Annotated in this window: 21 protein-coding genes; 12 read left to right on the forward strand and 9 right to left on the reverse strand. The window is 71.9% G+C overall.

Annotated elements, in window-relative coordinates:
* The first annotated feature begins 4 nt into the window (after window positions 1-4).
* Entirely contained in the window at window positions 5-883 is an 879-nt protein-coding gene (gene rsmA / locus ACIRPP_RS08020; RefSeq protein WP_403638947.1) for a 16S rRNA (adenine(1518)-N(6)/adenine(1519)-N(6))-dimethyltransferase RsmA, read from the forward strand.
* Window positions 880-1782, forward strand: coding sequence for a 4-(cytidine 5'-diphospho)-2-C-methyl-D-erythritol kinase (locus ACIRPP_RS08025; protein ID WP_403638948.1), 903 nt, complete (start codon window positions 880-882; stop codon window positions 1780-1782). Before rsmA ends, ACIRPP_RS08025 begins: the two co-directional genes overlap by 4 nt.
* 10 nt (window positions 1783-1792) lie before the next feature.
* Here the strand turns inward: ACIRPP_RS08025 and ACIRPP_RS08030 are convergent, their stop codons facing one another.
* Window positions 1793-2398, reverse strand: coding sequence for a Uma2 family endonuclease (locus ACIRPP_RS08030; RefSeq protein ID WP_239150608.1), 606 nt, complete (start codon window positions 2396-2398; stop codon window positions 1793-1795).
* Between the two features lie 143 nt (window positions 2399-2541).
* Between ACIRPP_RS08030 and ACIRPP_RS08035 the strand changes: the two genes are divergently transcribed.
* The 4 genes from ACIRPP_RS08035 (at window position 2542) to ACIRPP_RS08050 (ending at window position 9355) form a co-directional block, all read left to right on the forward strand.
* Window positions 2542-4359, forward strand: a complete 1818-nt coding sequence (locus ACIRPP_RS08035) for an ABC-F family ATP-binding cassette domain-containing protein (RefSeq protein WP_403638950.1) — start codon at window positions 2542-2544, stop codon at window positions 4357-4359.
* 237 nt (window positions 4360-4596) lie between these two features.
* Window positions 4597-6366 (forward strand): PQQ-binding-like beta-propeller repeat protein, encoded by a 1770-nt coding sequence (locus ACIRPP_RS08040; protein WP_403638952.1) that lies wholly within the window; start codon window positions 4597-4599, stop codon window positions 6364-6366.
* Between the two features lie 103 nt (window positions 6367-6469).
* Window positions 6470-8416: a PQQ-binding-like beta-propeller repeat protein gene (locus ACIRPP_RS08045; RefSeq protein WP_403638954.1), complete on the forward strand. Its 1947-nt coding sequence runs from the start codon at window positions 6470-6472 to the stop codon at window positions 8414-8416.
* A gap of 237 nt (window positions 8417-8653) precedes the next feature.
* A complete protein-coding gene (locus ACIRPP_RS08050) occupies window positions 8654-9355 on the forward strand; it encodes a LuxR C-terminal-related transcriptional regulator (RefSeq protein WP_403638956.1) in 702 nt (233 codons plus the stop codon).
* Between the two features lie 412 nt (window positions 9356-9767).
* Here ACIRPP_RS08050 and ACIRPP_RS08055 read toward each other — a convergent pair whose 3' ends face one another.
* Both ACIRPP_RS08055 and ACIRPP_RS08060 read right to left on the reverse strand, forming a co-directional pair.
* Entirely contained in the window at window positions 9768-10154 is a 387-nt protein-coding gene (locus ACIRPP_RS08055) for a hypothetical protein (protein WP_403638958.1), read from the reverse strand.
* Window positions 10155-10185: 31 nt separating this feature from the next.
* Window positions 10186-11883 (reverse strand): sodium:solute symporter family protein, encoded by a 1698-nt coding sequence (locus tag ACIRPP_RS08060; protein ID WP_403638960.1) that lies wholly within the window; start codon window positions 11881-11883, stop codon window positions 10186-10188.
* A 193-nt stretch (window positions 11884-12076) separates the two neighbouring features.
* On the opposite strand from ACIRPP_RS08060, the gene galT reads away from it, so the two are divergent.
* Genes galT through galK form a run of 3 tightly spaced genes read left to right on the forward strand, consistent with a single transcriptional unit; the run spans window position 12077 to window position 15263 of the window.
* On the forward strand, window positions 12077-13138 hold the full coding sequence (gene galT, locus ACIRPP_RS08065) for a galactose-1-phosphate uridylyltransferase (RefSeq protein WP_403638961.1): 1062 nt from the start codon (window positions 12077-12079) through the stop codon (window positions 13136-13138).
* Entirely contained in the window at window positions 13135-14103 is a 969-nt protein-coding gene (galE, locus tag ACIRPP_RS08070; RefSeq protein ID WP_403638963.1) for a UDP-glucose 4-epimerase GalE, read from the forward strand. Before galT ends, galE begins: the two co-directional genes overlap by 4 nt.
* A 2-nt stretch (window positions 14104-14105) precedes the next feature.
* Window positions 14106-15263 carry a galactokinase gene (galK, locus tag ACIRPP_RS08075; RefSeq protein WP_403638965.1) on the forward strand — a complete coding sequence of 386 codons (1158 nt, stop codon included), beginning with the start codon at window positions 14106-14108 and terminating at the stop codon, window positions 15261-15263.
* Between the two features lie 9 nt (window positions 15264-15272).
* Here galK and ACIRPP_RS08080 read toward each other — a convergent pair whose 3' ends face one another.
* Entirely contained in the window at window positions 15273-15728 is a 456-nt protein-coding gene (locus ACIRPP_RS08080; RefSeq protein WP_403638967.1) for a GNAT family N-acetyltransferase, read from the reverse strand.
* Window positions 15729-16019: 291 nt separating this feature from the next.
* Between ACIRPP_RS08080 and ACIRPP_RS08085 the strand changes: the two genes are divergently transcribed.
* Complete coding sequence (locus ACIRPP_RS08085; protein ID WP_403638968.1) at window positions 16020-16790, forward strand: LuxR C-terminal-related transcriptional regulator; 771 nt, start codon at window positions 16020-16022, stop codon at window positions 16788-16790.
* Window positions 16791-16824: 34 nt separating this feature from the next.
* Here ACIRPP_RS08085 and tamR read toward each other — a convergent pair whose 3' ends face one another.
* The gene (gene tamR, locus ACIRPP_RS08090; RefSeq protein WP_192234588.1) at window positions 16825-17322 is read right to left on the reverse strand and encodes a MarR family transcriptional regulator TamR; all 498 of its coding nucleotides are present in this window, start codon (window positions 17320-17322) and stop codon (window positions 16825-16827) included.
* 122 nt (window positions 17323-17444) lie between these two features.
* Here tamR and ACIRPP_RS08095 point away from each other — a divergent pair, with 122 nt between their 5' ends.
* Window positions 17445-18263 (forward strand): trans-aconitate 2-methyltransferase, encoded by an 819-nt coding sequence (locus ACIRPP_RS08095; RefSeq protein ID WP_403638970.1) that lies wholly within the window; start codon window positions 17445-17447, stop codon window positions 18261-18263.
* 2 nt (window positions 18264-18265) lie between these two features.
* On the opposite strand, the gene ACIRPP_RS08100 is transcribed toward ACIRPP_RS08095, so the two are convergent.
* From ACIRPP_RS08100 to ACIRPP_RS08115, 4 genes are read right to left on the reverse strand one after another with little or no spacing between them, the layout of a single operon-like run.
* The gene (locus ACIRPP_RS08100) at window positions 18266-18517 is read right to left on the reverse strand and encodes a type II toxin-antitoxin system RelE/ParE family toxin (protein WP_164442701.1); all 252 of its coding nucleotides are present in this window, start codon (window positions 18515-18517) and stop codon (window positions 18266-18268) included.
* Entirely contained in the window at window positions 18514-18768 is a 255-nt protein-coding gene (locus tag ACIRPP_RS08105) for a type II toxin-antitoxin system Phd/YefM family antitoxin (RefSeq protein ID WP_164442700.1), read from the reverse strand. Before ACIRPP_RS08105 ends, ACIRPP_RS08100 begins: the two co-directional genes overlap by 4 nt.
* Window positions 18769-18809: 41 nt before the next feature.
* Entirely contained in the window at window positions 18810-19484 is a 675-nt protein-coding gene (locus ACIRPP_RS08110) for a TetR/AcrR family transcriptional regulator (RefSeq protein WP_403638972.1), read from the reverse strand.
* Entirely contained in the window at window positions 19481-20494 is a 1014-nt protein-coding gene (locus ACIRPP_RS08115; RefSeq protein ID WP_192234386.1) for a fatty acid desaturase, read from the reverse strand. Before ACIRPP_RS08115 ends, ACIRPP_RS08110 begins: the two co-directional genes overlap by 4 nt.
* 289 nt (window positions 20495-20783) lie before the next feature.
* Between ACIRPP_RS08115 and ppc the strand changes: the two genes are divergently transcribed.
* Entirely contained in the window at window positions 20784-23513 is a 2730-nt protein-coding gene (gene ppc / locus ACIRPP_RS08120; protein ID WP_403638974.1) for a phosphoenolpyruvate carboxylase, read from the forward strand.
* The last annotated feature ends 72 nt before the right edge of the window (window positions 23514-23585 follow it).

The following is a 23585-nucleotide window of genomic DNA, read 5'->3' on the forward strand; positions in this document are numbered from 1 at the left end:
TCCCGTGACCAGCCCCACCCCCGACGCCCTCCTGGGCCCCGCCGACGTCCGCGAACTCGCGGCCGCCCTCGGCGTGCGGCCCACCAAGCAGCGCGGCCAGAACTTCGTCATCGACGCGAACACGGTCCGCCGTATCGTCCGCACCGCCGAGGTACGCCCCGACGACGTGGTCGTCGAGGTCGGCCCGGGGCTCGGCTCGCTCACCCTGGCGCTGCTGGAGGCCGCCGACCGGGTCACCGCCGTCGAGATCGACGACGTGCTGGCCGCCGCGCTGCCCGCCACCGTCGAGGCCCGCATGCCGGAGCGGGCCGACCGGTTCGCGCTGGTCCACTCCGACGCGATGCACGTCACCGAGCTGCCCGGCCCGCCGCCGACCGCGCTGGTCGCCAACCTCCCCTACAACGTGGCCGTGCCGGTGCTGCTGCACATGCTGGAGACGTTCCCGAGCATCGAACGCACCCTGGTCATGGTCCAGTCGGAGGTCGCCGACCGGCTCGCCGCCGCCCCCGGCTCGAAGGTGTACGGCGTGCCCTCGGTCAAGGCCAACTGGTACGCGGAGGTCAAGCGGGCCGGCGCGATCGGCCGGACCGTGTTCTGGCCCGCACCCAACGTGGACAGCGGACTGGTGTCCCTCGTCCGCCGGGCCGAGCCGCCGAGGACCACCGCCTCCCGGCGTGAGGTCTTCGCCGTCGTCGACGCGGCCTTCGCGCAGCGCCGCAAGACCCTGCGGGCCGCGCTCGCCGGGTGGGCCGGTTCGGCCGCGGCGGCCGAGGCCGCCCTGGTCGCGGCCGGTGTGTCGCCGCAGGCGCGGGGGGAGTCGCTGACCGTCGAGGAGTTCGCGCGCATCGCCGAGCACGCCCCGAGCAAGGAGTCCGCCGCGTGAGCACCGGCGTCACCGTCCGCGTCCCCGCCAAGGTCAACGTCCAGCTCGCGGTCGGCGCCGCCCGCCCCGACGGCTTCCACGACCTGGCCAACGTCTTCCTCGCCGTCGGCCTGTACGACGAGGTCACCGCCACCCCGTCGCCCGGCGGACCGCGCGTCACGTGCGAGGGCACCGACGCCGGGCAGGTCCCCCTGGACGGCACCAACCTCGCCGCCCGGGCCGCCCTCGCCCTCGCCGAGCGCTACGGCCGCCCGGCCGACGTGCACCTGCACATCGCCAAGGACATCCCCGTCGCCGGCGGCATGGCGGGCGGCAGCGCGGACGGCGCGGGCGCGCTGCTCGCCTGCGACGCACTGTGGGGCACCGGCGCCTCGCGAGAGGAACTCCTCGGCATCTGCGCCGACCTGGGCAGCGACGTGCCGTTCAGCCTGGCCGGCGGGGCGGCCCTCGGCACCGGGCGGGGCGAGCGGCTGACGGAGCTGGAGGTCGGCGGCACCTTCCACTGGGTGTTCGCGATGGCCCCGCGCGGGCTGTCCACCCCGGCGGTGTTCCGCGAGTTCGACCGGCTGGCCGAGGGCCGGGACATCCCCGCGCCCACCGCCTCGCAGGACCTGCTCGCCGCCCTCGCCAAGGGCGACGCGGACGCCCTCGCCGCCGCCGTCTCCAACGACCTCCAGCCGGCCGCGCTGTCGCTGTTCCCGGAACTGGCGGACACGCTGGCGGCGGGCGAGGCGGCCGGGGCGCTGGCCTCGCTGGTCTCCGGGTCGGGCCCGACCACGGCGTTCCTCGCCCGGGACGCGGACACGGCGGAGGCGATCGCCGACGCCCTGCGCACCTCGGACACCTGCCGCACGGTCCGCACGGCGGCGGGGCCGGTCCCCGGGGCGACGGTTCTCTGAGGGGAGCGGCTCAGAGCTCGTCGACGGCGGTCAGGTCGATGTCGATGGAGTAGGGCTTGTCGACCTTGATGCGGTCACGGTGCATGCCCATGTGCACGTAGGACCGGGTGAGCGGGTCCAGTTCGTAGACGTGGATGACGGGCCTGCCGCTCGTACCGTTCTCCTCGACGCGCCAGAAGTTCGGGATGCCCGCAGCCGCGTACTTCTGCGGCTTGGTGGTGCGGTCGCGCGATTCGGAGTCCGGCGAGACGACCTCGACGGCGAGCAGCACGTCCTTCGCCGCGTAGCGCGTCTGGCCCGATCCGGTGATCGCGTCGGTGCGGACAACGCTCACATCGGGCTCCGGGCCGTTGCGCCGGTCGAGGACGATGGTCATCTCCCGCCTGATTCTGAGCCCGGGCGGCACAGTCTGACGAAGTCCGTTGACCAACAGGTCGATGACGATGCTGTGGAAATCCCGCTGCGGACTCACGAAGACAAGGCTCCCGTCGATCAGCTCGGTGTGCGGCGGGAGATCCGGCAGGGTGAACAGGTCGTCCACGGTGTAGCCGTCCACGGGCGGCACCGGCCAGGTGCAGCGGTGCTGTGCGGACTCGGCGGTCATGGTTCCTCCCATGGACGGGATCCTGCTGCCTGAGACCACGGTAGTCGCCTCTTTCCGATCACGTCATTACATCGAGTGACGGTCACCTCGCGCGCGGAGCGTCCTCCCCCAGGCCCTACGCTGGAAAGCTGATCGATCCACCGGGCAGGAGAGAAATGGCCGTCAACCTGGTCAATGTCGAGAACGTGAGCAAGGTGTACGGCACCCGTGCCCTGCTCGACGGGGTGTCGCTCGGCGTCTCCGAAGGGGACCGGATCGGGGTCGTCGGGCGCAACGGTGACGGCAAGACCACCCTCATCCGGATGCTCGCCAAGCTGGAGGAGGCCGACACCGGCCGGGTGACGCACTCCGGCGGGCTGCGCATCGGCGTGCTCACCCAGTACGACTCCCTCGACCCCGCCGCCACCGTCCGCCACGAGGTCATCGGGGACCTGGCCGACCACGAGTGGGCCGGCAACGCCAAGGTCCGGGACGTGCTGACCGGACTGTTCGGCGGGCTGGACCTGCCCGGCTTCCCCAAGGGGCTGGACACCGTCATCGGACCGCTGTCCGGCGGTGAGCGGCGGCGCATCGCGCTGGCCAAGCTGCTCATCGAGGAGCAGGACCTGATCGTCCTCGACGAGCCCACCAACCACCTCGACGTCGAGGGCATCGCCTGGCTCGCCGAGCACCTGCGCGCCCGCCGCTCCGCACTCGTCTGCGTCACCCACGACCGCTGGTTCCTCGACCAGGTCTGCACCCGCATGTGGGACGTGCAGCGCGGCGACGTGTACGAGTACGAGGGCGGCTACTCCGACTACGTCTTCGCCCGCGCCGAACGCGAGCGCATCGCCGCCACCGAGGAGGCCAAGCGGCAGAACCTGGTCCGCAAGGAGCTGGCCTGGCTGCGCCGCGGCGCCCCCGCGCGGACGTCGAAGCCGCGCTTCCGGGTGGAGGCCGCCAACGAGCTGATCAAGGACGTGCCCCCGCCCCGGGACACCAGCGAGCTGATGAAGTTCGCCTCCTCACGGCTGGGAAAGACGGTCTTCGACCTGGAGGACGTCACCGTCCAGGCCGGACCCAAGGTGCTGCTCCGGCACGTCACCTGGCAGCTCGGCCCCGGCAACCGCATCGGCCTGGTCGGTGTCAACGGCGCCGGCAAGACGTCCCTGCTGCGCGCGCTGACCGACGCCGCCCGCAGCGAGGGGCAGGTGCAGCCCGCGGCCGGCAGCATCCGCGTCGGCAAGACCGTGAAGCTGGCCTACCTCTCCCAGGAGGTCGCCGAACTCGACCCCACCTGGCGGGTCCTGCAGGCCGTGCAGCAGGTGCGCGAGCGCGTCGACCTCGGCAAGGGGCGCGAGATGACCGCCGGGCAGCTGTGCGAGACGTTCGGCTTCGGCAAGGAGAAGCAGTGGACGCCCGTCGGGGACCTGTCCGGCGGTGAGCGGCGCAGGCTCCAGCTGCTGCGGCTGCTCATGGACGAGCCCAACGTCCTCTTCCTCGACGAGCCCACCAACGACCTCGACATCGAGACCCTCACCCAGCTGGAGGACGTCCTCGACGGCTGGCCCGGCTCGATGATCGTCATCTCCCACGACCGGTTCTTCATCGAGCGCACCACCGACCGTGTCTTCGCCCTCCTCGGCGACGGCACCCTGCGGATGCTGCCGCGCGGCATCGACGAGTACCTGGAACGCCGCAAGCGCATGGAGGAGGCCGCCGCCGCGGCGTCGGCCGTGCCGGCCGCCGTGACGCAGACCACGGGGCAGCCCGAGCGCAGCGCCGCCGACCAGCGGGCCGCGAAGAAGGAACTGCAGCGGATCGAGCGCCGGCTGGACAAGGTGTCCGAGAAGGAGAGCGCGCTGCACGCCGCCATCGCCGAGCACGCCACCGACTTCGCCAAGGTCGCCGAACTCGACGCCGAGCTGCGGGAACTGACGGGGGAGAGGGAGGAGCTGGAGCTGCGCTGGCTGGAACTCGCGGAGGACGCCTGAGCTGCACGCCCCGGCGCGTGCAGGGGGCGCGCACGTCGTGAAGGGCCGGTGAAGGCGCGTAACGGGGGTATCACGGGCCGGTCCTCCCTTGGGAACAGGGGCGGACGGGGCCCGGTGGCGTGTCGGTGCCGGGTGATAGAAAGGGCCCGTCCGTATGAGAAACGTCTGAATACGACTCTGGGTTCATCGCTACCTCAGGGCGTGGCTAAAAATCAGTGAGTAAGGGGGAACGCGCTGATGACTCAGCCGCCCAACCAGCTGCCTCAGGGCGGCTTCGGAGCGTCGCAGGATCCGCAGTCCGGCGGCTTCGGACCTCCCGGGACGCCGCCGCCCCCGCAGGGGCAGCCCCCGGCCCCGCCGCCTCCGCAGGGCCCGCCGTCCGGTGCGCCGCAGCCCGGGTACGGCTACCCGCAGCAGCCCGGACAGCAGCCCGGCCCCTACGCCGCCGGGCCGTACCAGTCCGGTCCGTACGGCCAGCCGCAGCAGCCCGGCCCCTACGCGCAGCCCGGGTACGGCTACCCGCAGCCGCAGTTCCCCGGGGCGCCCGGAACCCCGCCCGGCGGCGGTTCCCGCAACCCGTTCAAGGGTAAACCGGCCATGATCATCGGTGCCGCCGTGGCGGCACTGCTCGTCGCCGGGGGCACCACCTGGGCGCTCGTCGGCGGTGACGACGACGGCAAGAAGGACAAGAAGCCCGTCGCCCGGACGTCCGACGACCCCAAGCCGAGCGCCTCCGACGACCCGGTCAACCCCGGCGACGGCAGCGGCGACGGCGACTCCGACCCCGAGGACCTCAACGAGGGCCGCCAGGCGGGCGAGTCCAAGGTGCTCTGGTACAAGGAGGCGCCCGACGCCCCCGGCTCCGGCGCCGAGGCCCCCGGCATGTGGATCACCGGGGACACCGCGGTCAAGGCCGCCTACAAGCAGCTGTTCGCGTACAACGTCTCCGACGGCCGCCCCGCCTGGGAGGCGCTGACCTTCCCCGAGAAGATCTGCGCGGTCACCCAGGAGGCGACGGCCGACAACAAGATCGTCGTCGCCACCATGAACGGCAGCAGCAGCCGCGCCAAGTGCAACCAGATGCAGCAGATCGACCTGAAGACGGGCGAGAAGGGCTGGTCCGAAGAGGTCGCCGACGGCGCCCTGTTCGACACGGTGTCGTCCATCGAGATGTCCCTGGCGGGCAGCACCCTGATGGTGGGCCGCTCCCAGTCGGGCACGGCCTACGACGTGTCCAGCGGCAAGAAGCTGTTCGACACCAAGAAGTACGGCGACGCCTGCTTCCCGACCGCGTTCGCGGGCGGCAAGAAGCTGCTCCAGGTCGCCTCGTGCGGCGCGGGCGGCGACAACGCCCACGACGAGCTGCGCGAGCTGGACCCGAAGACCGGCAAGGTGAAGTGGACCCAGAAGTTCGACAAGGGCTGGCGCATCTCCCGCGCCTACTCCGTCGACCCGGTGGTCATCTACAGCACCAACGACGACAAGAAGGCGTGGAACATCTCCACCTTCACGTCCACCGGCAAGTTCCGCTCCCAGGTCGGCTTCGACGAGGACTTCGCCCCCCAGTGCGGCTGGGCCATCCTCGCCCGCAACCTCCAGGGCTGCGAGGGCGTCGCCGCCGACAGCGACACGCTCTACCTGCCCACCGAGGCGCGGACCGGGGCCAACGAGATCGTCGCCGTCAACCTGGCCAACGGCAAGGAGAAGTGGCGCGTGAAGTCCCCCGCGGACGAATCGATGCGGCCCATCAAGGTCGAGGGCGGCAAGCTCATCGCCTACGTGGACCCGTCGTACGACGCGGGCGGCCAGATCGTGTCCATCCCCGTCACCGGCAGCAGCCACAAGCCGGTCAAGCTGATGCAGAACCCGCAGGGCGTCGCGCGGATCGAGAACGGCTTCTTCAACAAGACCGTCGACTGGGCCGACGGACGCTTCTTCATCTCGGCCACCCGGCTGTCCGGCAATGACGAATCGAAGGAGAAGTTGATGCTCGCCTACGGCAAGTGAGGCGCGTGACAACGGTGAGGAGCGCCGGCCCCCGACGGCCGGCGCCCTCGCTCCGTCCGGTCACTTCCCCGTCGCCCGTCCCCTTCACCGAGGTGTTCCCGTCATGACCCAGCCGCCCCCGCCGCCCAACCAGCCCCCGCAGCAGCCGGGATTCGGCCCGCCGCAGGACCCCGCGCAGCAGCCGGACCCGTCCGCGGCCCAGCAGCAGCCCCCGCAGCCGGAGCAGCCGGCCACCCCGCCGGCCACGCCGGCGCAGCCGCCCGCGGCCCCGGCCGGCCCGGACCTCACCAAGGCCCCCGAGCCCGGCTACGGCTACCCGCAGGCGCCGCAGACACCCCCGCCGGCCGGCCCGCCGACGCCCGCGCAGGGCCCCGGCTACGGCTACCCGCAGCAGCCGCCCGCCGCCGGCTACGGCTACCCGGGCCAGCAGCCCGGACCGTACGGCCACCCGACCCCGCCGGCCGGCTACGGCCAGCCCGGCCCCTACGGCCAGCCGCAGCAGCAGCCGTACGGCCAGCCCGGCTACGGCTACCCGCACGCCACCGTGCCGATGCAGCCGCAGGCCCAGCCGCCGGGCGGCGGCCGCAAGTTCAACCCGCAGCTGGCGATCATCGTGGCGGCCGTCGCGGCCATCGCCCTGATCGTCGGCGGCGGCGTCATGTACGCGGCCGGCAAGGACGACGACAAGAACACCTCCGCCGACGGCGGCGGCGACAAGGGCGGCAAGGACGCCAAGGGCGGCGACGACGGCGGCACCTCCGGGGGCACCTCCGGTGGCACCAGCGGTGCCGCCGAGAAGGCGCCGGACGACCCGGCCTCCAAGGTCCTGTTCCAGGTGCCGGCCCCGAAGCCCCCCAAGGACAGCTCCAGCATCGTGGTCGCCGGCTCCTGGCTGACCGACAAGGTGTACGCCAAGAGCGGTATCGCCGAGATCGTCGGCTACGACCGCGACAAGGGCACCAAGCTGTGGACGATCAAGCTGCCCGGCCCGGTGTGCGAGGCCAGCAGGCACGCGACCGACGACGGCCGGACGGCGATCGTCTACAAGCCCGACATGCCCACCAAGTCCGAGCCGCAGTCCTGCACCGAGGTCGCGGCGATCGACCTGGAGGCGGGCAAGGAACTGTGGACCAAGACCGCCAAGGCCGGCACCCGGCCGATCAGCTTCAACAACGTCACCGTCAGCGGTGACACCGTCGCCGCCGGCAGCACCAGCGGCGGCGCCGCCTGGGAGATCGGCAGCGGCAAGCAGCTGTGGGCGCCCAAGCCGTCCGACTCCTGCTACGACTCCGGCTACGGCGGCGGCCCCAAGCTGGTCGCCGTGCGCAAGTGCGGCCCGTACTCCCAGCGCCAGCTGCACATCCAGACCATCGACCCGAAGTCCGGGAAGGTGGTCACCGAGTACAAGATGAGCGAGGGCATCGAGTACGCGAGCGTCGTGTCCACCGACCCGCTGGTCGTGGCCGCCGACGTCGGCGACTCCGCCGGCGACGGCAGCGGCATCTCCGACTTCTTCTCCGTCGACAACAAGACCGGCAAGCTGCGCGCCCGCATCTCCGCCCCCGGCGACGACTACGCGGCCCGCTGCGACGGCATCACCAAGATCGAGAAGTGCTCGGGGCTCGCCGTGGGCCAGGACAAGCTGTACATCGCCACCGAGGAGCACGAGGGCACCGGCAAGTACAGCGACACCAACGAGATCATCGCCTTCGACCTGGCCACCGGCAAGCAGACCGGGCAGCGCGCCGACGCCGGCGACGGCTACACGCTGACCCCGCTGCGCATGGACGGCGCCAACGTCATCGCGTACAAGCGGCCGCCGTACGACAAGGGCGGCGAGATCGTCAGCATCGACGGCGGCTCGTTCAAGCAGACGACGCTGCTGCGCAACCCGTCGACGGAGTCGGTGCGCAACGCCGAGACGAGCATGCTGCCCGAGTACTCGGAGATTCTGTTCTCGGACGGACGGCTCTACATGTCGGAGGTGTTCGCCAGTGACTACGAGAGCAGCAGGAAGGAATACCTGGTGATCGCTTTCGGAACCGGCTGACCGGCTCCCGAGGCCCCGTGACACGGCCCCGTCCCTGCTCAGGGACGGGGCCGTGCGCGTACCGCGCATCCGGTGCGCTTCGCCGCCGAATGAGAGAATCTCGGTGATCCGGGGCGATTCTCGCCGGTAGGGGAAGCGCAACGTCGAACAAGCGTGTAGCTTCCGGGGGCATCCAGGGGATGCGCACGGGGGTGCGGGTGCGAGTGGGAGTCCGGTGGGGGACTGGGGGGTTGCTCGATGGGAGTGCGGCTGATGGTGGTCGACGACCACCGTTTGCTCGCCGAGGCACTGGCCTCGGCGCTGAAGCTGCGGGGACACCGGGTGCTGGCCGCGGCCGCGCCCGTGGCGGGTGCGGCGGACCTGGTGATCAGCCGGGCGCCGGAGGTGTGCGTGCTGGGCACGGCGGCACCGGCGGAGCCGGGGATCTTCGACCCGGTGGTGAAGATCAAGCGGGAGCGGCCGCAGGTGGCGGTCCTGGTGCTGGGCCCGGTGCCGAGTCCCCGGGGGATCGCGGCGGCGTTCGCCGCCGGGGCGTCCGGCTACGTGCGGCACGACGAGCGCATCGAGACGGTGGAACGCGCGATCACGAAGGCCCGCGCCGGGGAGGCCGCGGTGGCGCCGCAACTGCTCCAGGGGGCGTTCGGGGAGCTGCTCAATCCCGCGGTGCAGCCGGACGACGAGGGGCAGCGGCTGCTGCAGATGCTGACCCCGCGTGAGGTGGAGGTGCTGGTCCGGGTCGCCGAGGGCGAGGACACCCGCCTGATCGCGGCGGGCATGGGCATCGCGCCCTCGACGGCCCGCACCCACGTCCAGCGGGTGCTGATGAAGCTGGGGGTGGGCTCCCGGCTGGAGGCGGCGGCCCTGGCGGCCCGCACGGGCCTGCTGGACCGGGCGGGACCGCTCCGCCCGGCGGACCTGCCGTCGTCCCGGGAGAACTGACCGGGCGGCAGACCGCGCCGGGACCGCGCCGGGCCTCGTCACCCGGGGAGGCTCCCGGCCCCGGCCACGGCCACGGTCTCGGTTCCGGCCACGGCCACGGCCCCGGTCCCGGTCCCGGCCACGGCCCCGGCCCTGGTTCCGGCCACGGTCCCGGCCACGGCCCCGGTCCTGGTTCCGGCCACGGTTCCGGCCACGGCCACGGCCACGGCCCCGGTCCCGGTCCCGGCCCCGGCCCTGGCCCCGGCCCCGGTCCCGGCCCTGGCCCCGGCCCCGGTCCCGGCCCTGGCCCCGGCCCCGGTCCCGGCCCTGGCCCCGGCCCCGGTCCCGGCCCTGGCCACGGCCCCGGTCCTGGTTCCGGTCACCGTCCCGGTGACGCCCCCGCCGGACCGTCCCGGCGGGGGCGTCCGCCGGATCAGCCGGCCGTGCTCCCGCCGTCCCGGCCGGGGCCGCCGCTGCCGTCCGGGGTGCCGGTCCCGTCGTCCGGGCCGGTCCCGTCGGCGGCGTCCGGTGCGGTGCCGGGCGGGGGCGGAACCGTCGGGCGCAGCTTCAGCCAGAGCAGGAACAGCAGGCCCAGCGCCAGCATGCCCAGGCCGGTCCAGAGGTTGATGTTGACGCCCTCCGCCTTGTCGATGTCCTCGTCGGAGGCGGTGATGCCCGCGACGGTGACGATGATCCCGTAGAGGACGAACAGGCCGCCGATGATGCGGCGGATGTCGAAGAGGCGGGCGGCCGTCGTCGACTGGGCCTCCAGCTCGGTGATCTCCCGCTGCAGGTCGCGGTCGGAGTAGTGCTCGGACATGGTCTCTCCATCTTCCCGGTCGACGGCGCGATCAGAACGAGAACGGGATGTAGCAGGCGGCGGCCAGGATCACCGCGCCCCAGCCGAGGAGCGCGGGCTTGCGGTACCAGGCGTCGTCGCCCTCGGCCGGCGGTTCGGCCATGCCGGGGGAGCGGGTGCCGTAGACGAGTCCTTCGAGGTCCTCGGCCGGCTTGGGCGCGGTGAAGAGGGTGACGGCGACCATGACGACCGCGCCGGCGACGAAGCCCGCGATCGCGGAGACGAAGTTGGCGCCCTGATCGGTGGGGATGCCGATGACGCCCTGCTTGTAGAAGACGAAGTAGTTCACCATCGCGGCGGTGGTGCCGGCGAGCAGGCCCCAGAAGCCCGACTTCATCGAGGCGCGCTTCCAGAACATGCCGATGATGAAGACGACGAACATCGGCACGTTGAAGAAGGAGAACAGCGTCTGGAGGTAGGCCATGATGTTGGAGAACGAGGAGGCCAGGAAGGCGGTGCCGATGGACGCGAGCACCCCGATGGCGGTGATCAGGCGGCCGAAGCGGACGTAGTACCCGTCCTCGCGGTCCTTGACCACGTACCGGTGCCAGATGTCCGCGGTGAAGACGGTGTTGAAGGACGACACGTTCGCCGCCATGCCCGCCATGAACGCGGCCAGCAGGCCGGTCACCGCGATGCCGAGCACGCCGTTGGGCAGCAGTTGCTGCATCAGGTACGGGATCGCGTCGTTGTACTGCAGGTCCGAGCCCCCGGTGCCGATCTTCGGCACCAGGACGGCGGCGACCAGGCCGGGGATCATCACCAGGAAGACGATGAAGATCTTCGGGAAGGCGGCGATGAGGGGCGTGCGCTGCGCGGCCGAGAGGTTCTTCGCGGACAGGGCGCGCTGCACCTCGGCGAAGTTGGTCGTCCAGTAGCCGAAGGAGAGGACGAAGCCGAGGCCGAGGACGATGGTCAGCCAGTTGGCGCCGAGCGGGTTGTCGCTGCCGATGCCGGTGCCGCCCCAGGCGGTCATGAAGTTGTCGCCGCGGGCCGCGGTGAGGGAGTCGGACAGGCCGTCCCAGCCGCCGACGCTCCTGAGGCCGAGCACGGAGATCGGGATCAGCGCGGCGAGGATGACGAAGAACTGCAGGACCTCGTTGTAGATGGCCGAGGAGAGTCCGCCGAGGGTGATGTAGGCGAGGACGAAGAACCCGGCGACGACGATGGCCACCCACTGCGGCCAGCCCAGCAGGGCCTCGACGACGATGGCGAGGGCGTAGAGGTTCACCCCGGCGATCAGGATGGCGGCGGCGGCGAAGAGGATGGCGCTGAGCAGGTGGGCGGCCTTGTCGAAGCGCAGCAGCAGGAACTCGGGGACCGAGCGGACCTTGCTGCCGTAGTAGAACGGCATCATCACCAGGCCCAGGAAGACCATGGCGGGGATGGCGCCGATCCAGTACCAGTGCGTGGTGTAGACGCCGTACTGGGCGCTGTTGGCGGCCATGCCGAGGATCTCGGTGGCGCCGAGGTTGGCGGCGATGAACGCCAGGCCGGTGATCCAGGCCGGCAGGGAACGGCCGGACAGGAAGAAGTCCAGGCTGGTCCTGACCGAGTGGCGGGCGGCGAAGCCGATGCCCAGCACGACGGCGAAGTAGATGCCGAGGATCGTGTAGTCGAGCCAGTTGGTCGGCAGCCGCAGCTCGGCGGCCAGCAGGGTGGGGGCGGTCGGGCCTGTGGGGGTGTGCATGAGTACTCGCTTCGTTGCGCGAACCGATACCTCGCGGAACCTACGCCTCCGCGTTCGTTGATTGAACACTTCTGTTGGTGTTCTTTGTTTGATTGTGATGCTGACGGGGTCCGGTGGGTTGTGTTTTGGTATGTTGGGTTCTGTTGGAAGAGTGTGGTGCCCTGACCCGAGCGGCCCGAATGGAGCGTCCGGCGTGAAGAAGACCTCGACCCGACTGGCCGACGGTCGGGAGCTGATCTACTACGACCTCAGCGACGCCACCGTGCGCGACGCGGTCGACCGCCGCCCCCTCGACGCCACCGTCACCACCTCCGAGATCCGCCGCGACCCCCTGCTCGGCGACCGCGTCGCCATCGCCTCCCACCGCCAGGGCCGCACCTACCACCCGCCCGCCGACCAGTGCCCCCTGTGCCCCTCCGACGGCGACCGGCTCAGCGAGATCCCGGACTCCTCCTACGACGTGGTCGTCTTCGAGAACCGGTTCCCCTCCCTGGCCGGCGACTCCGGCCGCTGCGAGGTCGTCTGCTTCACCTCCGACCACGACGCCTCCTTCGCCGACCTGAGCGAGCGACAGGCCCGGCTCGTACTGGACGCCTGGACCGACCGGACCGCCGAGCTGTCGCACCTCGCCGCCGTCCGGCAGGTGTTCTGCTTCGAGAACCGCGGTGCCGAGATCGGCGTCACCCTCCAGCACCCGCACGGCCAGATCTACGCCTACCCGTTCACCACCCCCCGGACCGACCTGATGCTCCGCCAGGTGGCGGCGCACAAAAGGACGTCCGGCGGGGAGAACCTCTTCGACGTGGTGCTCCGCCGCGAACTCGCCGGGGAACGGGTCGCCCTGGAGGGTGACCACTGGGCCGCCTTCGTGCCGTACGCCGCGCACTGGCCCTACGAGGTGCACCTCTACCCCAAGCGCCGGGTGCCCGACCTGCTCGCACTCGACGAGGCGGCCCGCGCCGAGTTCCCGCGCGTCTACCTGGAACTGCTGAAGCGCTTCGACCGGATCTTCGGGGAGGCCGAACCGCCCACGCCGTACATCGCGGCCTGGCACCAGGCGCCCTTCGGCGGGCTGGAGGACCACGACGGGATCACACGCGACGACTTCGCGCTGCACCTCGAGCTTTTCACCGTCCGCCGCACCTCCGGCAAGCTGAAGTTCCTCGCGGGTTCCGAATCCGGCATGAACGTGTTCATCAACGACGTGCCGCCGGAACGGGCGGCACAGCGACTGCGGGAGGTAGCGAGTTCATGAGCGGGAAGTACCTGGTCACCGGAGGCGCGGGATACGTCGGCAGCGTCGTCGCCGCACACCTGCTGACGGCCGGTCACGAGGTCGTCGTGCTCGACGACCTCTCCACCGGCTTCCGCGCCGCGGTCCCCGCCGGGGCCGGATTCGTCGAGGGCGACGTCCGCGACGCCGCCAAGTGGCTCGACGCCTCCTACGACGCCGTCCTGCACTTCGCCGCGTCCTCCCAGGTCGGCGAGTCGGTCACCCGGCCCGAGAAGTACTGGGACAACAACGTCGGCGGCACCATGGCCCTGCTCGGCGCCATGCGCGAGGCAGGGGTGCGCCGCCTCGTCTTCTCCTCCACGGCCGCCACCTACGGCGAACCCGACCGGATCCCCATCACCGAGTCGGCGCCCACCCGCCCCACCAACCCCTACGGCGCCTCCAAACTGGCCGTCGACCACATGATCGCCGGCGAGGCCGCCGCCCACGGCCTGGGCGCGGTCTCCCTGCGCTACTTCAACGTCGCCGGCGCCCACGGCGCCCACGGCGAACGCCACCAGCCGGAGACCCACCTCATCCCCCTCGTCCTCCAGGTCGCCCAGGGCCGCCGCCCGTCCGTCTCCGTCTACGGCGACGACTACCCCACCCCCGACGGCACCTGCGTCCGCGACTACATCCACGTCACCGACCTGGCCGAGGCCCACCTGCTCGCCCTGGACGCCACCACCCCCGGCGAACACCTCGTCTGCAACCTCGGCAACGGCAACGGCTTCTCCGTCCGCGAGGTGATCGACAGCGCCCGCCGCGTCACCGGCCACCCGATCCCGGAGACCGCGGCCCCCCGCCGGCCCGGCGACCCCGCCGTCCTCGTCGCCTCCGCCGACACCGCCCGCGCCCGGCTGGGCTGGACCCCGACCCGTACGGACCTCGACGCGATCGTCGCGGACGCGTGGACGTTCGCACAGCACCCGGCGAAGGAGCAGTAGTGGTGGCGGAACAGCAGGTCACGGACCGCTTCACCGAGCTGTACGGCACCGCCCCGCAGGGCGTCTGGGCGGCGCCCGGCCGGGTCAACCTGATCGGCGAGCACACCGACTACAACGACGGCTTCGTCATGCCGTTCGCCCTGCCCCACCGCACCACGGCCGCCGTCTCCCCCCGCACCGACGGCATCCTGCGCCTGCACTCCGCGGACGCCGACGCGCCGGTCGCGGAACTCACCGTCGACGCCCTCGCCCCCGGCACCGACCGCACCTGGACCGCCTACCCGGCGGGCGTCGTCTGGGCCCTGCGCGAGGCCGGCCACCCCGTCACCGGAGCCGACATCCACCTGTCCTCCACCGTGCCCGCCGGCGCCGGACTGTCGTCCTCGGCCGCCCTGGAGGTCGTCGTCGCCCTCGCCCTGAACGACCTGTACGGGCTGGGGCTCGACGGCGGCCGCCTCGCCCTGCTGTGCCAACGCGCGGAGAACGCCTACGTCGGCGCGCCCGTCGGCATCATGGACCAGACGGCGTCCGCCTGCTGCGAGGCCGGCCACGCCCTGTTCCTCGACACCCGCGACCTGACCCGGCGTCAGATCCCCTTCGGCCTGTCCGCCGAGGGCCTGCGCCTCCTCGTCGTCGACACCCGGGTCGAACACAGCCACAGCCAGGGCGAGTACGGCCGGCGCCGCGCGGGCTGCGAGAAGGGCGCCGCCCTGCTCGGCGTCGGCGCCCTGCGCGACATCCCGCACTCCGGCCTGGACGCGGCGCTGGCCCGGCTCGGCGACGAGGAGGAGATCCGCCGCCTGGTGCGGCACGTGGTGACGGAGAACGAGCGGGTGCGGCGGGTGGTGGACCTGCTGGAGGCGGGCGACCCCCGCGCGATCGGCCCCGTCCTCGTCGAGGGGCACGCCTCGCTGCGCGACGACTTCCGCGTCTCCTGCCCCGAACTCGACCTGACCGTGGAGACCGCCCTCGCGGCCGGGGCCCTCGGCGCCCGGATGACCGGCGGCGGCTTCGGCGGCTCGGCCGTCGTCCTGGCCGAGGAGGCCGACGTCCCCGCGGTCACCGCGGCCGTCCGGGAGGCGTTCGCGGCGGCGGACCTCACCGCCCCGCGCACCTTCGAGGCCGTCCCGTCGGAAGGAGCGCGCCGCCTGCTGCCGTGACCCGCCCCGTCAGCGCAGGGTCTTGGTCAGCGTGTACTCCGTGATCCCCGGCGGATAGTCGGGGATCACGCACACCACCTCGTAGCCGTGCCGGCGGTAGAAGCCGGGGGCCTGGAAGTCCCAGGTCTCCACCCGCGCGTGCCGGGCCCCCCGCCCGGTGACCGCGAGGGCCTCCGCCTCCGCCAGGATCCGGGACCCGATCCCGGCCCCGCGGTGCCGGGCGTCGACCCAGAGGTAGGTGACGTGGAGCCAGGTCGTCCAGGTGTGGCCGACCAGGCCGCCGGCCAGCGCGCCGTCGGAGTCCATCACCCACACGTGCAAAGCCGACTCGCGTGCGCCGGGGGTTCCGCGCAGGGCGCGCAGCACCGGGGAGGCCGCCGTGTTGGTGTCTCTGAGCCGCCTCCGGAGCAGATCACGTCGTGCGTTGTCGACTTCTGTCTCCAGACGAAACATGGGGCTCACCATAAACGCGGGGGAGCGCCAGTTCTGCAAATATCCTTCCCCTCCCGGCGCCCGCCCGTACTCTGAAGCACAGCGCCGGTGGGGGCCGGTGCCGGTCGGAGAGCGGGACAGCCGGGCAGGACGCCCGGGCGGCAGGTGCGGTCACCGCGCGGCAGCGGCCGGGTGGTCCCGCGGCGATCCGTCCGGCGTCCCCGCGCGACAGGGCGTGGGCCCCGTCGTCGTGTGCGCGGTGGTGTCGTCTCCCGGCGATGGGGTAATCCCCTGCTCTACAGAGAGCCCGGGGAAGGGGGTTTCGTGGTTCGCATCCGAGTCCTGGTCGTCGACGACCATCGTATTTTCGCCGAGTCACTCGCCGCGGCCCTGGCCGCAGAGCCCGACGTCGACGTGTCCGCCGCGGGCAGCGGCCCGGCCGCCCTGCGCTGTCTGGAACGCGCCGCCGCCGAGGGCCGCCGGTTCGACGTGCTGCTCGTCGACGCCGACCTCGGCGGGAGAGTGCCGGGCGGCCGCCCGGCGGTGCCGGTGCAGGACGGCGACGAGGACGGGCTGGTCGACGGGATCTCCCTGGTCGCCGGGGTCCGCTCGGTGCAGCCGCAGGTCCGGACCGTCGTCCTCGCCGAGAAGGACGACCCGCGCCGGGCCGCCCTCGCCCTGCAGGCCGGGGCCGGCGGCTGGGTGGCCAAGGACTGCTCGCTGAGCCGGCTGCTCACCGTGATCCGCGGCGTTCTGCGCGACGAGACGCATCTGCCGCCCGCGCTGCTGACCGGGGTGCTGCGCGAGCTGACCGCGGCCCGCAGGCACCGCACCGAGAGCGAACGGCTGGTGGAGTCCCTCACCCCGCGCGAGCGGGAGGTCCTGCGGTGCATGGTCGCGGGCCTGGGGCGCAAAGCAGTCGCCGAGCGCCTCTACCTGTCCCCGCACACCGTCCGTACCCACATGCAGAACGTGCTCGGCAAACTGGGCGTCCACTCCACCCTGGCCGCCGTCGCCCTCGCCCGCCGCGCGGGCGTGGGCCCGGCCGACCTGGGGCCGCCGGCCCGCATCCCGGAGGAGAGCAGCAGCGCCTGAGCGGCGTGCCCCGGCGTCGGCGGCGGGCCGCCGGTCAGCCGGGGATGTTGTCGAACGGGGCGGTGAGCTGCCGGAGCAGTCCGGCCAGTTCGCCGCGCTGGGCGGCGGACAGCTCCGCGAGGATGGCGCGCTCCTGCGCCAGCAGCCCGGCCAGGGCCTGGTCGGCCCGGTCGCGTCCGACGTCCGTGAGACGGACCAGGACACCGCGCCGGTCACTGGGGTCCGGGAGGCGTTCCACCAGGCTCTTCTTGGCCAGCCGGTCGATGCGGTTGGTCATGGTGCCCGAGGTGACGAGCGTCTGGGTGAGAAGCTGTCCGGGGGAGAGCTGGTACGGGGTGCCGGCCCGGCGCAGCGCCGTCAGGACGTCGAACTCCCAGGGTTCCAGGCCGTGCTCGGCGAACGCCAGCCGCCGGGCACGGTCCAGGTGCCGGGCGAGCCTGCTCACCCGGCTGAGCACTTCGAGCGGTTCCACGTCGAGGTCCGGGCGCTCCCGGCGCCACGCTGCGACCAGCCGATCGACCTCGTCCTCCATGACGATCAGTGTAGTGGTTGTGTCGACGTGAAGTCTCTTGATGTCGAGTCTCTTGACGTCGAGAGGTTGGGTGGGTGACGGTGGTACCCGACCGCCGTTCCGCCCGCACCGCAGGAGGCCCCGTGACCCGCACGACCCCCACCTGGGACCCCGCCCAGTACCTGCGGCACGCCGGCCATCGCGGCCGCCCCTTCACCGACCTCCTCGCCCGCGTCCCCGGCCTCCCGTCCCACCCGCCCCGCATCGCCGACCTCGGCTGCGGCCCCGGCAACGTCACCGCGCTCCTCGCCGACCGCTGGCCCGCAGCCCGCATCACCGGCTACGACACCTCGCCCGAGATGCTCGACCGGGCCCACGCCGACCACGCCGGCCCCACCCCGGGCGGCGGCCGCCTCGACTTCGCCCGCGCCGACGCCCGCACCTGGAGCCCCGCGGAACCCTGCGACCTCATCGTCAGCAACGCCACCCTGCAATGGGTGCCCGGCCACACCGGCCGGTTCGGCGACTGGACCGACGGGCTCACCCCCGGCGGCACCCTCGCCTTCCAGGTGCCCGGCAACTTCGACGCCCCCAGCCACGTCCTGATGCGCGAACTGTCCGCCTCCCCCCGCTGGCGCGGCCGCCTCGACGGCGTCCTGCGCCATGCCGACGCCGTCCAGCCGCCCCGCACCTACCTGGAGCGGCTGACCGCCCTCGGCTGCACCGCCGACGTGTGGGAGACGACGTACCTGCACCTGCTGCAGGGCGAGGACCCCGTCCTCGACTGGGTCAAGGGCACCGGACTGCGGCCCGTGCTGACCGCCCTCGCCGACGACCCGCAGGCCCGGGACGCCTTCGTCGCCGAGTACCGGACGGCCCTGCGGACCGCCTACCCGGGCGGCCCCCACGGCACCCCGTTCCCCTTCCGCCGGATCTTCGCCGTCGCGACGAAGGGCAGTTGATCTCAGGGGGTGCGCCCCAAGTGGGTGACCAGGATGCGGATGACGTGGTCGTCGATGACGTACAGGACGCGGTAGTCGCCGATGCGCAGACGCCGGATGTCCGCCGATCCATACGGAACCGACCCTGCGGGACGAGGGTCCTCGGCGAGCTTGTCGACGGTGTCGAGGACCAGCGCCAGGCCGCTCGCGTCCTCCTTCAGAAATCGGGCTGCGGAATCGAGGGCGTGCGGCTCGAAGACGATCTCGTACGTCACTTCTGCTCAAGCCCCAACCGCCTGCGGACCTCGGCCATGGGGATGCCCGGACCGAGGGTCCCCTCGGCCTTGCGGCGCTCGTAGTCGGCGACCGCCAAGGCGTCTTCCAGATCCTCTATCACCTGCGGCGACACGAGCAGTGCGGCCACGTGCCCGTGATCCGTGAGGGCGATGGTCTCGCGTCCGTGGGCGGCACGACGGACGAGGTCGCCGAGCTGGGCACGGGCCGCGCTGATCGTGATCTCAGTCATGCACACATGATGGCACAACATTCATCTAGTGCACCATTGATTCAGTTCTTGCGGTGGCCTATCAGCCGCGGCTTCGGCTCCAGGCCGTCCAGGCCGTGCCACGCCAGGTTCACCAGATGCGCGGCCACCTCCGCCTTCTTCGGACGGCGCACGTCCAGCCACCACTGGCCGGTCAGCGCCACCATCCCCACCAGCGCCTGCGCGTACAGCGGCGCCAGCTTCGGATCGAAACCGCGGCTCTTGAACTCCCGGCCCAGGATGTCCTCCACCTGGGTGGCGATGTCCGAGATCAGCGACGCGAACGTGCCCGTCGACTGCGGGATCGGCGAGTCCCGCACCAGGATCCGGAAACCGTCCGTGTACTCCTCGATGTAGTCCAGGAGCGCGAACGCCGCCTGCTCGCACAGCTCCCGCGGATGCCCCGCCGTCAGCGAACTGGTCACCATGTCCAGCAGGCGGCGCATCTCGCGGTCCACCACCACCGCGTACAGGCCCTCCTTGCCGCCGAAGTGCTCGTACACGACCGGCTTGGAGACCCCGGCCTTCGCCGCGATCTCCTCCACCGACGTGCCTTCGAACCCCTTCGCCGCGAACAGGGTGCGGCCGATCTCCAGCAGCTGCTGGCGGCGCTCCGCACCGGTCATCCGGGTGCGGCGCGTCCGCCGCGGCTTGTCGTTGCCGGGAGTGTTCGAGTCGGTCGCCACAGCGACCATCATGCCGCCTCGGCGGGCTCCTTCCCGCGCCGGGAGCCGCCTTCCACGGTGTTGCGACGCGAATCGATACGCGAGCGTGACGGCCAGCGCACGTCGTACGCCCAGCCCGCCAGCTCGAAGAAGCGGATCAGCCGCGCCGAGGAATCCAGCTGGCCGCGCTCCACACCGTGCCGCGCCGACGTCGGATCCGCGTGGTGCAGGTTGTGCCAGGACTCACCGCACGACAGCACCGCCAGCCACCACACGTTGCCCGAACGGTCCCGCGACCTGAACGGCCGCTTGCCGACCGCGTGACAGATCGAGTTGATCGACCACGTCACGTGGTGCAGCAGCGCCACCCGGACGAGCGACCCCCAGAAGAACCCGGTGAACGCCCCCCACCACGACATCGTCACCAGACCGCCGATCAGCGCCGGCAGCGCCAGCGACAGCGCCGTCCACAGGATGAACTGGCGCGAGATCGCCCGCAGCGCCGGGTCCTTGATCAGATCCGGTGCGTACTTGTCCTGCGGCGTCTGCTCCTCGTCGAACATCCAGCCGATGTGCGCCCACCACAGGCCCTTCATCAGCGCCGGCACCGTCTCCCCGTACTTCCACGGCGAATGCGGGTCACCCTCGTCGTCGGAGAACTTGTGGTGCTTGCGGTGGTCGGCCACCCACCGCACCAGCGGCCCCTCCACCGCCATGGACCCGGCGATCGCCAACGCGATCTTCAGCGGGCGCTTCGCCTTGAACGAACCGTGCGTGAAGTGCCGGTGGAAACCGATGGTGATGCCGTGGCACCCGAGGAAGTAGAAGAACACCAGCAGGCCGAGATCCAGCCAGCTCACCCCCCAGCCCCACGCCAGCGGCACCGCCGCCAGCAGCGCCAGGAACGGCACGGTGATGAAGAGCAGCAGGGTGATCTGCTCGATGGAACGCTTGCGTTCCCCGCCGAGCGTGGCGGAGGCCGCGGCGTCGTCCGACCGGGGTTTCTTCGAGGCTTCTTCGATCACGTCGGAACTTGAGGTCATACCTGTCCCCTGGGGGGTGTGTGGACGGAGGGTGTGCCCGGGCGACCGGGACCGCGTCCTTCCTACGGTCCCGTAACCTACGGCAACGTAAGTATGGCAGTGCGCCGCCCCGCGGCAAGAGCCCGTGGCCCAGCGCGTCCGGCCCGACACCTATCCTGGAGGCCGGTCGGACAGCGCGGTCCGCTCTGAACCTTCTTCCCGGATGCCCGCCCCGTATGCGGCAGCCCCGCGCACGAGACGCCGTCCGGGCCCCTCCAGACGAGCTTCAACACTGCAAGGAGCCGCACCTGTGAGCAGTGCCGACGACCAGACCACGACGAGCAGCGAGCTGCGCGCCGACATCCGCCGCCTGGGTGATCTCCTCGGAGAGACCCTCGTCCGGCAGGAAGGCCCCGAACTCCTCGACCTCGTCGAGAAGGTCCGCCGCCTCACCCGCGAGGACGGCGAGGCCGCCGCCGCCCTCCTGCGCGGCACCGAACTCGAAACAGCCGCCAAGCTGGTCCGCGCCTTCTCCACCTACTTCCACCTCGCCAACGTCACCGAGCAGGTCCACCGCGGCCGCGAACTGCGCGCCCGCCGCGCCGCCGAGGGCGGACTCCTCGCCCGCACCGCCGACCGGCTCAAGGACGCCGACCCCGAGCACCTGCGCGAAACGGTGCGGCACCTCAACATCCGGCCCGTGTTCACGGCCCACCCCACCGAGGCCGCCCGCCGCTCCGTCCTCAACAAGCTGCGCCGCATCGCCGCGCTCCTCGACACCCCCGTCATCGCCTCCGACCGGCGCCGCCTCGACACCCGCCTCGCCGAGAACATCGACCTCGTGTGGCAGACCGACGAACTGCGCGTCGTCCGCCCCGAACCCACCGACGAGGCCCGCAACGCCATCTACTACCTCGACGAACTCCACGCCGGAGCCGTCGGCGACGTCCTCGAGGACCTCACCGCCGAACTCGAACGCGCCGGCGTCAGACTGCCCGACGACACCCGCCCCCTCACCTTCGGCACCTGGATCGGCGGCGACCGCGACGGCAACCCCAACGTCACCCCCCAGGTCACCTGGGACGTCCTCATCCTCCAGCACGAACACGGCATCAACGACGCCCTGGAGATGATCGACGAACTGCGCGGCTTCCTCTCCAACTCCATCCGCTACACCGGAGCCACCGAGGAACTCCTCACCTCCCTGCAGGCCGACCTCGACCACCTCCCCGAGATCAGCCCCCGCTACAAGCGCCTCAACGCCGAGGAGCCCTACCGCCTCAAGGCCACCTGCATCCGCCAGAAGCTGGAGAACACCAAGCTCCGCCTCGCCAAGGGCACCCCCCACGCCCCCGGCCGCGACTACCTCGGCACCGAGGGCCTCCTCACCGACCTGCGGATCATCCAGGCCTCCCTGCGCGAACACCGCGGCGGACTCTTCGCCGACGGCCGCCTCGCCCGCACCATCCGCACCCTCGCGGCCTTCGGCCTCCAGCTCGCCACCATGGACGTCCGCGAACACGCCGACGCCCACCACCACGCCCTCGGCCAGCTGTTCGACCGGCTCGGTGAGGAATCCTGGCGCTACGCCGACATGCCCCGCGACTACCGCACCAAGCTGCTCGCCAAGGAACTCCGCTCCCGCCGGCCCCTCGCCCCCACCCCGGCCCCCGTCGATGCCGACGGCGAGAAGACCCTCGGCGTCTTCCAGACCGTCCGGCGCGCCCTCGAAGTCTTCGGACCCGAGGTCATCGAGTCCTACATCATCTCCATGTGCCAGGGCGCCGACGACGTCTTCGCCGCCGCCGTCCTCGCCCGCGAAGCCGGACTGATCGACCTCCACGCCGGCTGGGCGAAGATCGGCATCGTCCCCCTGCTGGAGACCACCGACGAACTCAAGGCCGCCGACACCATCCTGGAGGACATGCTCGCCGACCCCTCCTACCGGCGCCTCGTCGCCCTGCGCGGCGACGTCCAGGAGGTCATGCTCGGCTACTCCGACTCCTCCAAGTTCGGCGGCATCACCACCAGCCAGTGGGAGATCCACCGCGCCCAGCGCCGGCTGCGCGACGTCGCCCACCGTTACGGCGTCCGGCTGCGCCTCTTCCACGGCCGCGGCGGCACCGTCGGCCGCGGCGGCGGCCCCACCCACGACGCCATCCTCGCCCAGCCCTGGGGCACCCTCGAAGGCGAGATCAAGGTCACCGAACAGGGCGAGGTCATCTCCGACAAGTACCTCATCCCGGCCCTCGCCCGGGAGAACCTCGAACTGTCCGTCGCCGCCACCCTCCAGGCGTCCGCCCTGCACACCGCGCCCCGCCAGTCCGACGAGGCCCTCGCCCGCTGGGACGCCGCCATGGACGTCGTCTCCGACGCCGCCCACACCGCCTACCGCAAGCTGGTCGAGGACCCCGGCCTGCCGGCGTACTTCCTCGCCTCCACCCCCGTCGACCAGCTCGCCGACCTGCACCTGGGCTCCCGGCCCTCCCGCCGCCCCGGCTCCGGCGTCTCCCTCGACGGACTGCGCGCCATCCCCTGGGTGTTCGGCTGGACCCAGTCCCGGCAGATCGTCCCCGGCTGGTTCGGCGTCGGCTCCGGCCTCAAGGCACTGCGCGAAGCCGGCCTCGACACCGTGCTGGACGAGATGTACGGGCAGTGGCACTTCTTCCGCAACTTCATCTCCAACGTGGAGATGACCCTCGCCAAGACCGACCTGCGGATCGCCCGCCACTACGTGGACACCCTCGTCCCCGACGAACTGAAGCACGTCTTCGCCACCATCGAGGCCGAACACGAACTGACCGTCGCCGAGGTCCTGCGCGTCACCGGCGAACAGGAACTCCTGGACGCCGACCCCGTCCTGAAGCAGACCTTCGCCATCCGCGACGCCTACCTGGACCCCATCTCCTACCTCCAGGTCGCCCTCCTCAAGCGCCAGCGCGAAGCGCTCGACGCCGGCCAGGAACCCGACCCGCTGCTCTCCCGCGCCCTGCTGCTCACCGTCAACGGCGTCGCCGCGGGCCTGCGCAACACCGGCTGACCGGACGGCCCCGGCCCCGAACAGACCGGTGCCCCCGGCCCGCAGCACACGCTGCGGGCCGGGGGCACCGCT

The sequence above is a fragment of the Streptomyces sp. NPDC101219 genome (assembly GCF_044767675.1).
Taxonomy (GTDB): Bacteria; Actinomycetota; Actinomycetes; order Streptomycetales; family Streptomycetaceae; genus Streptomyces.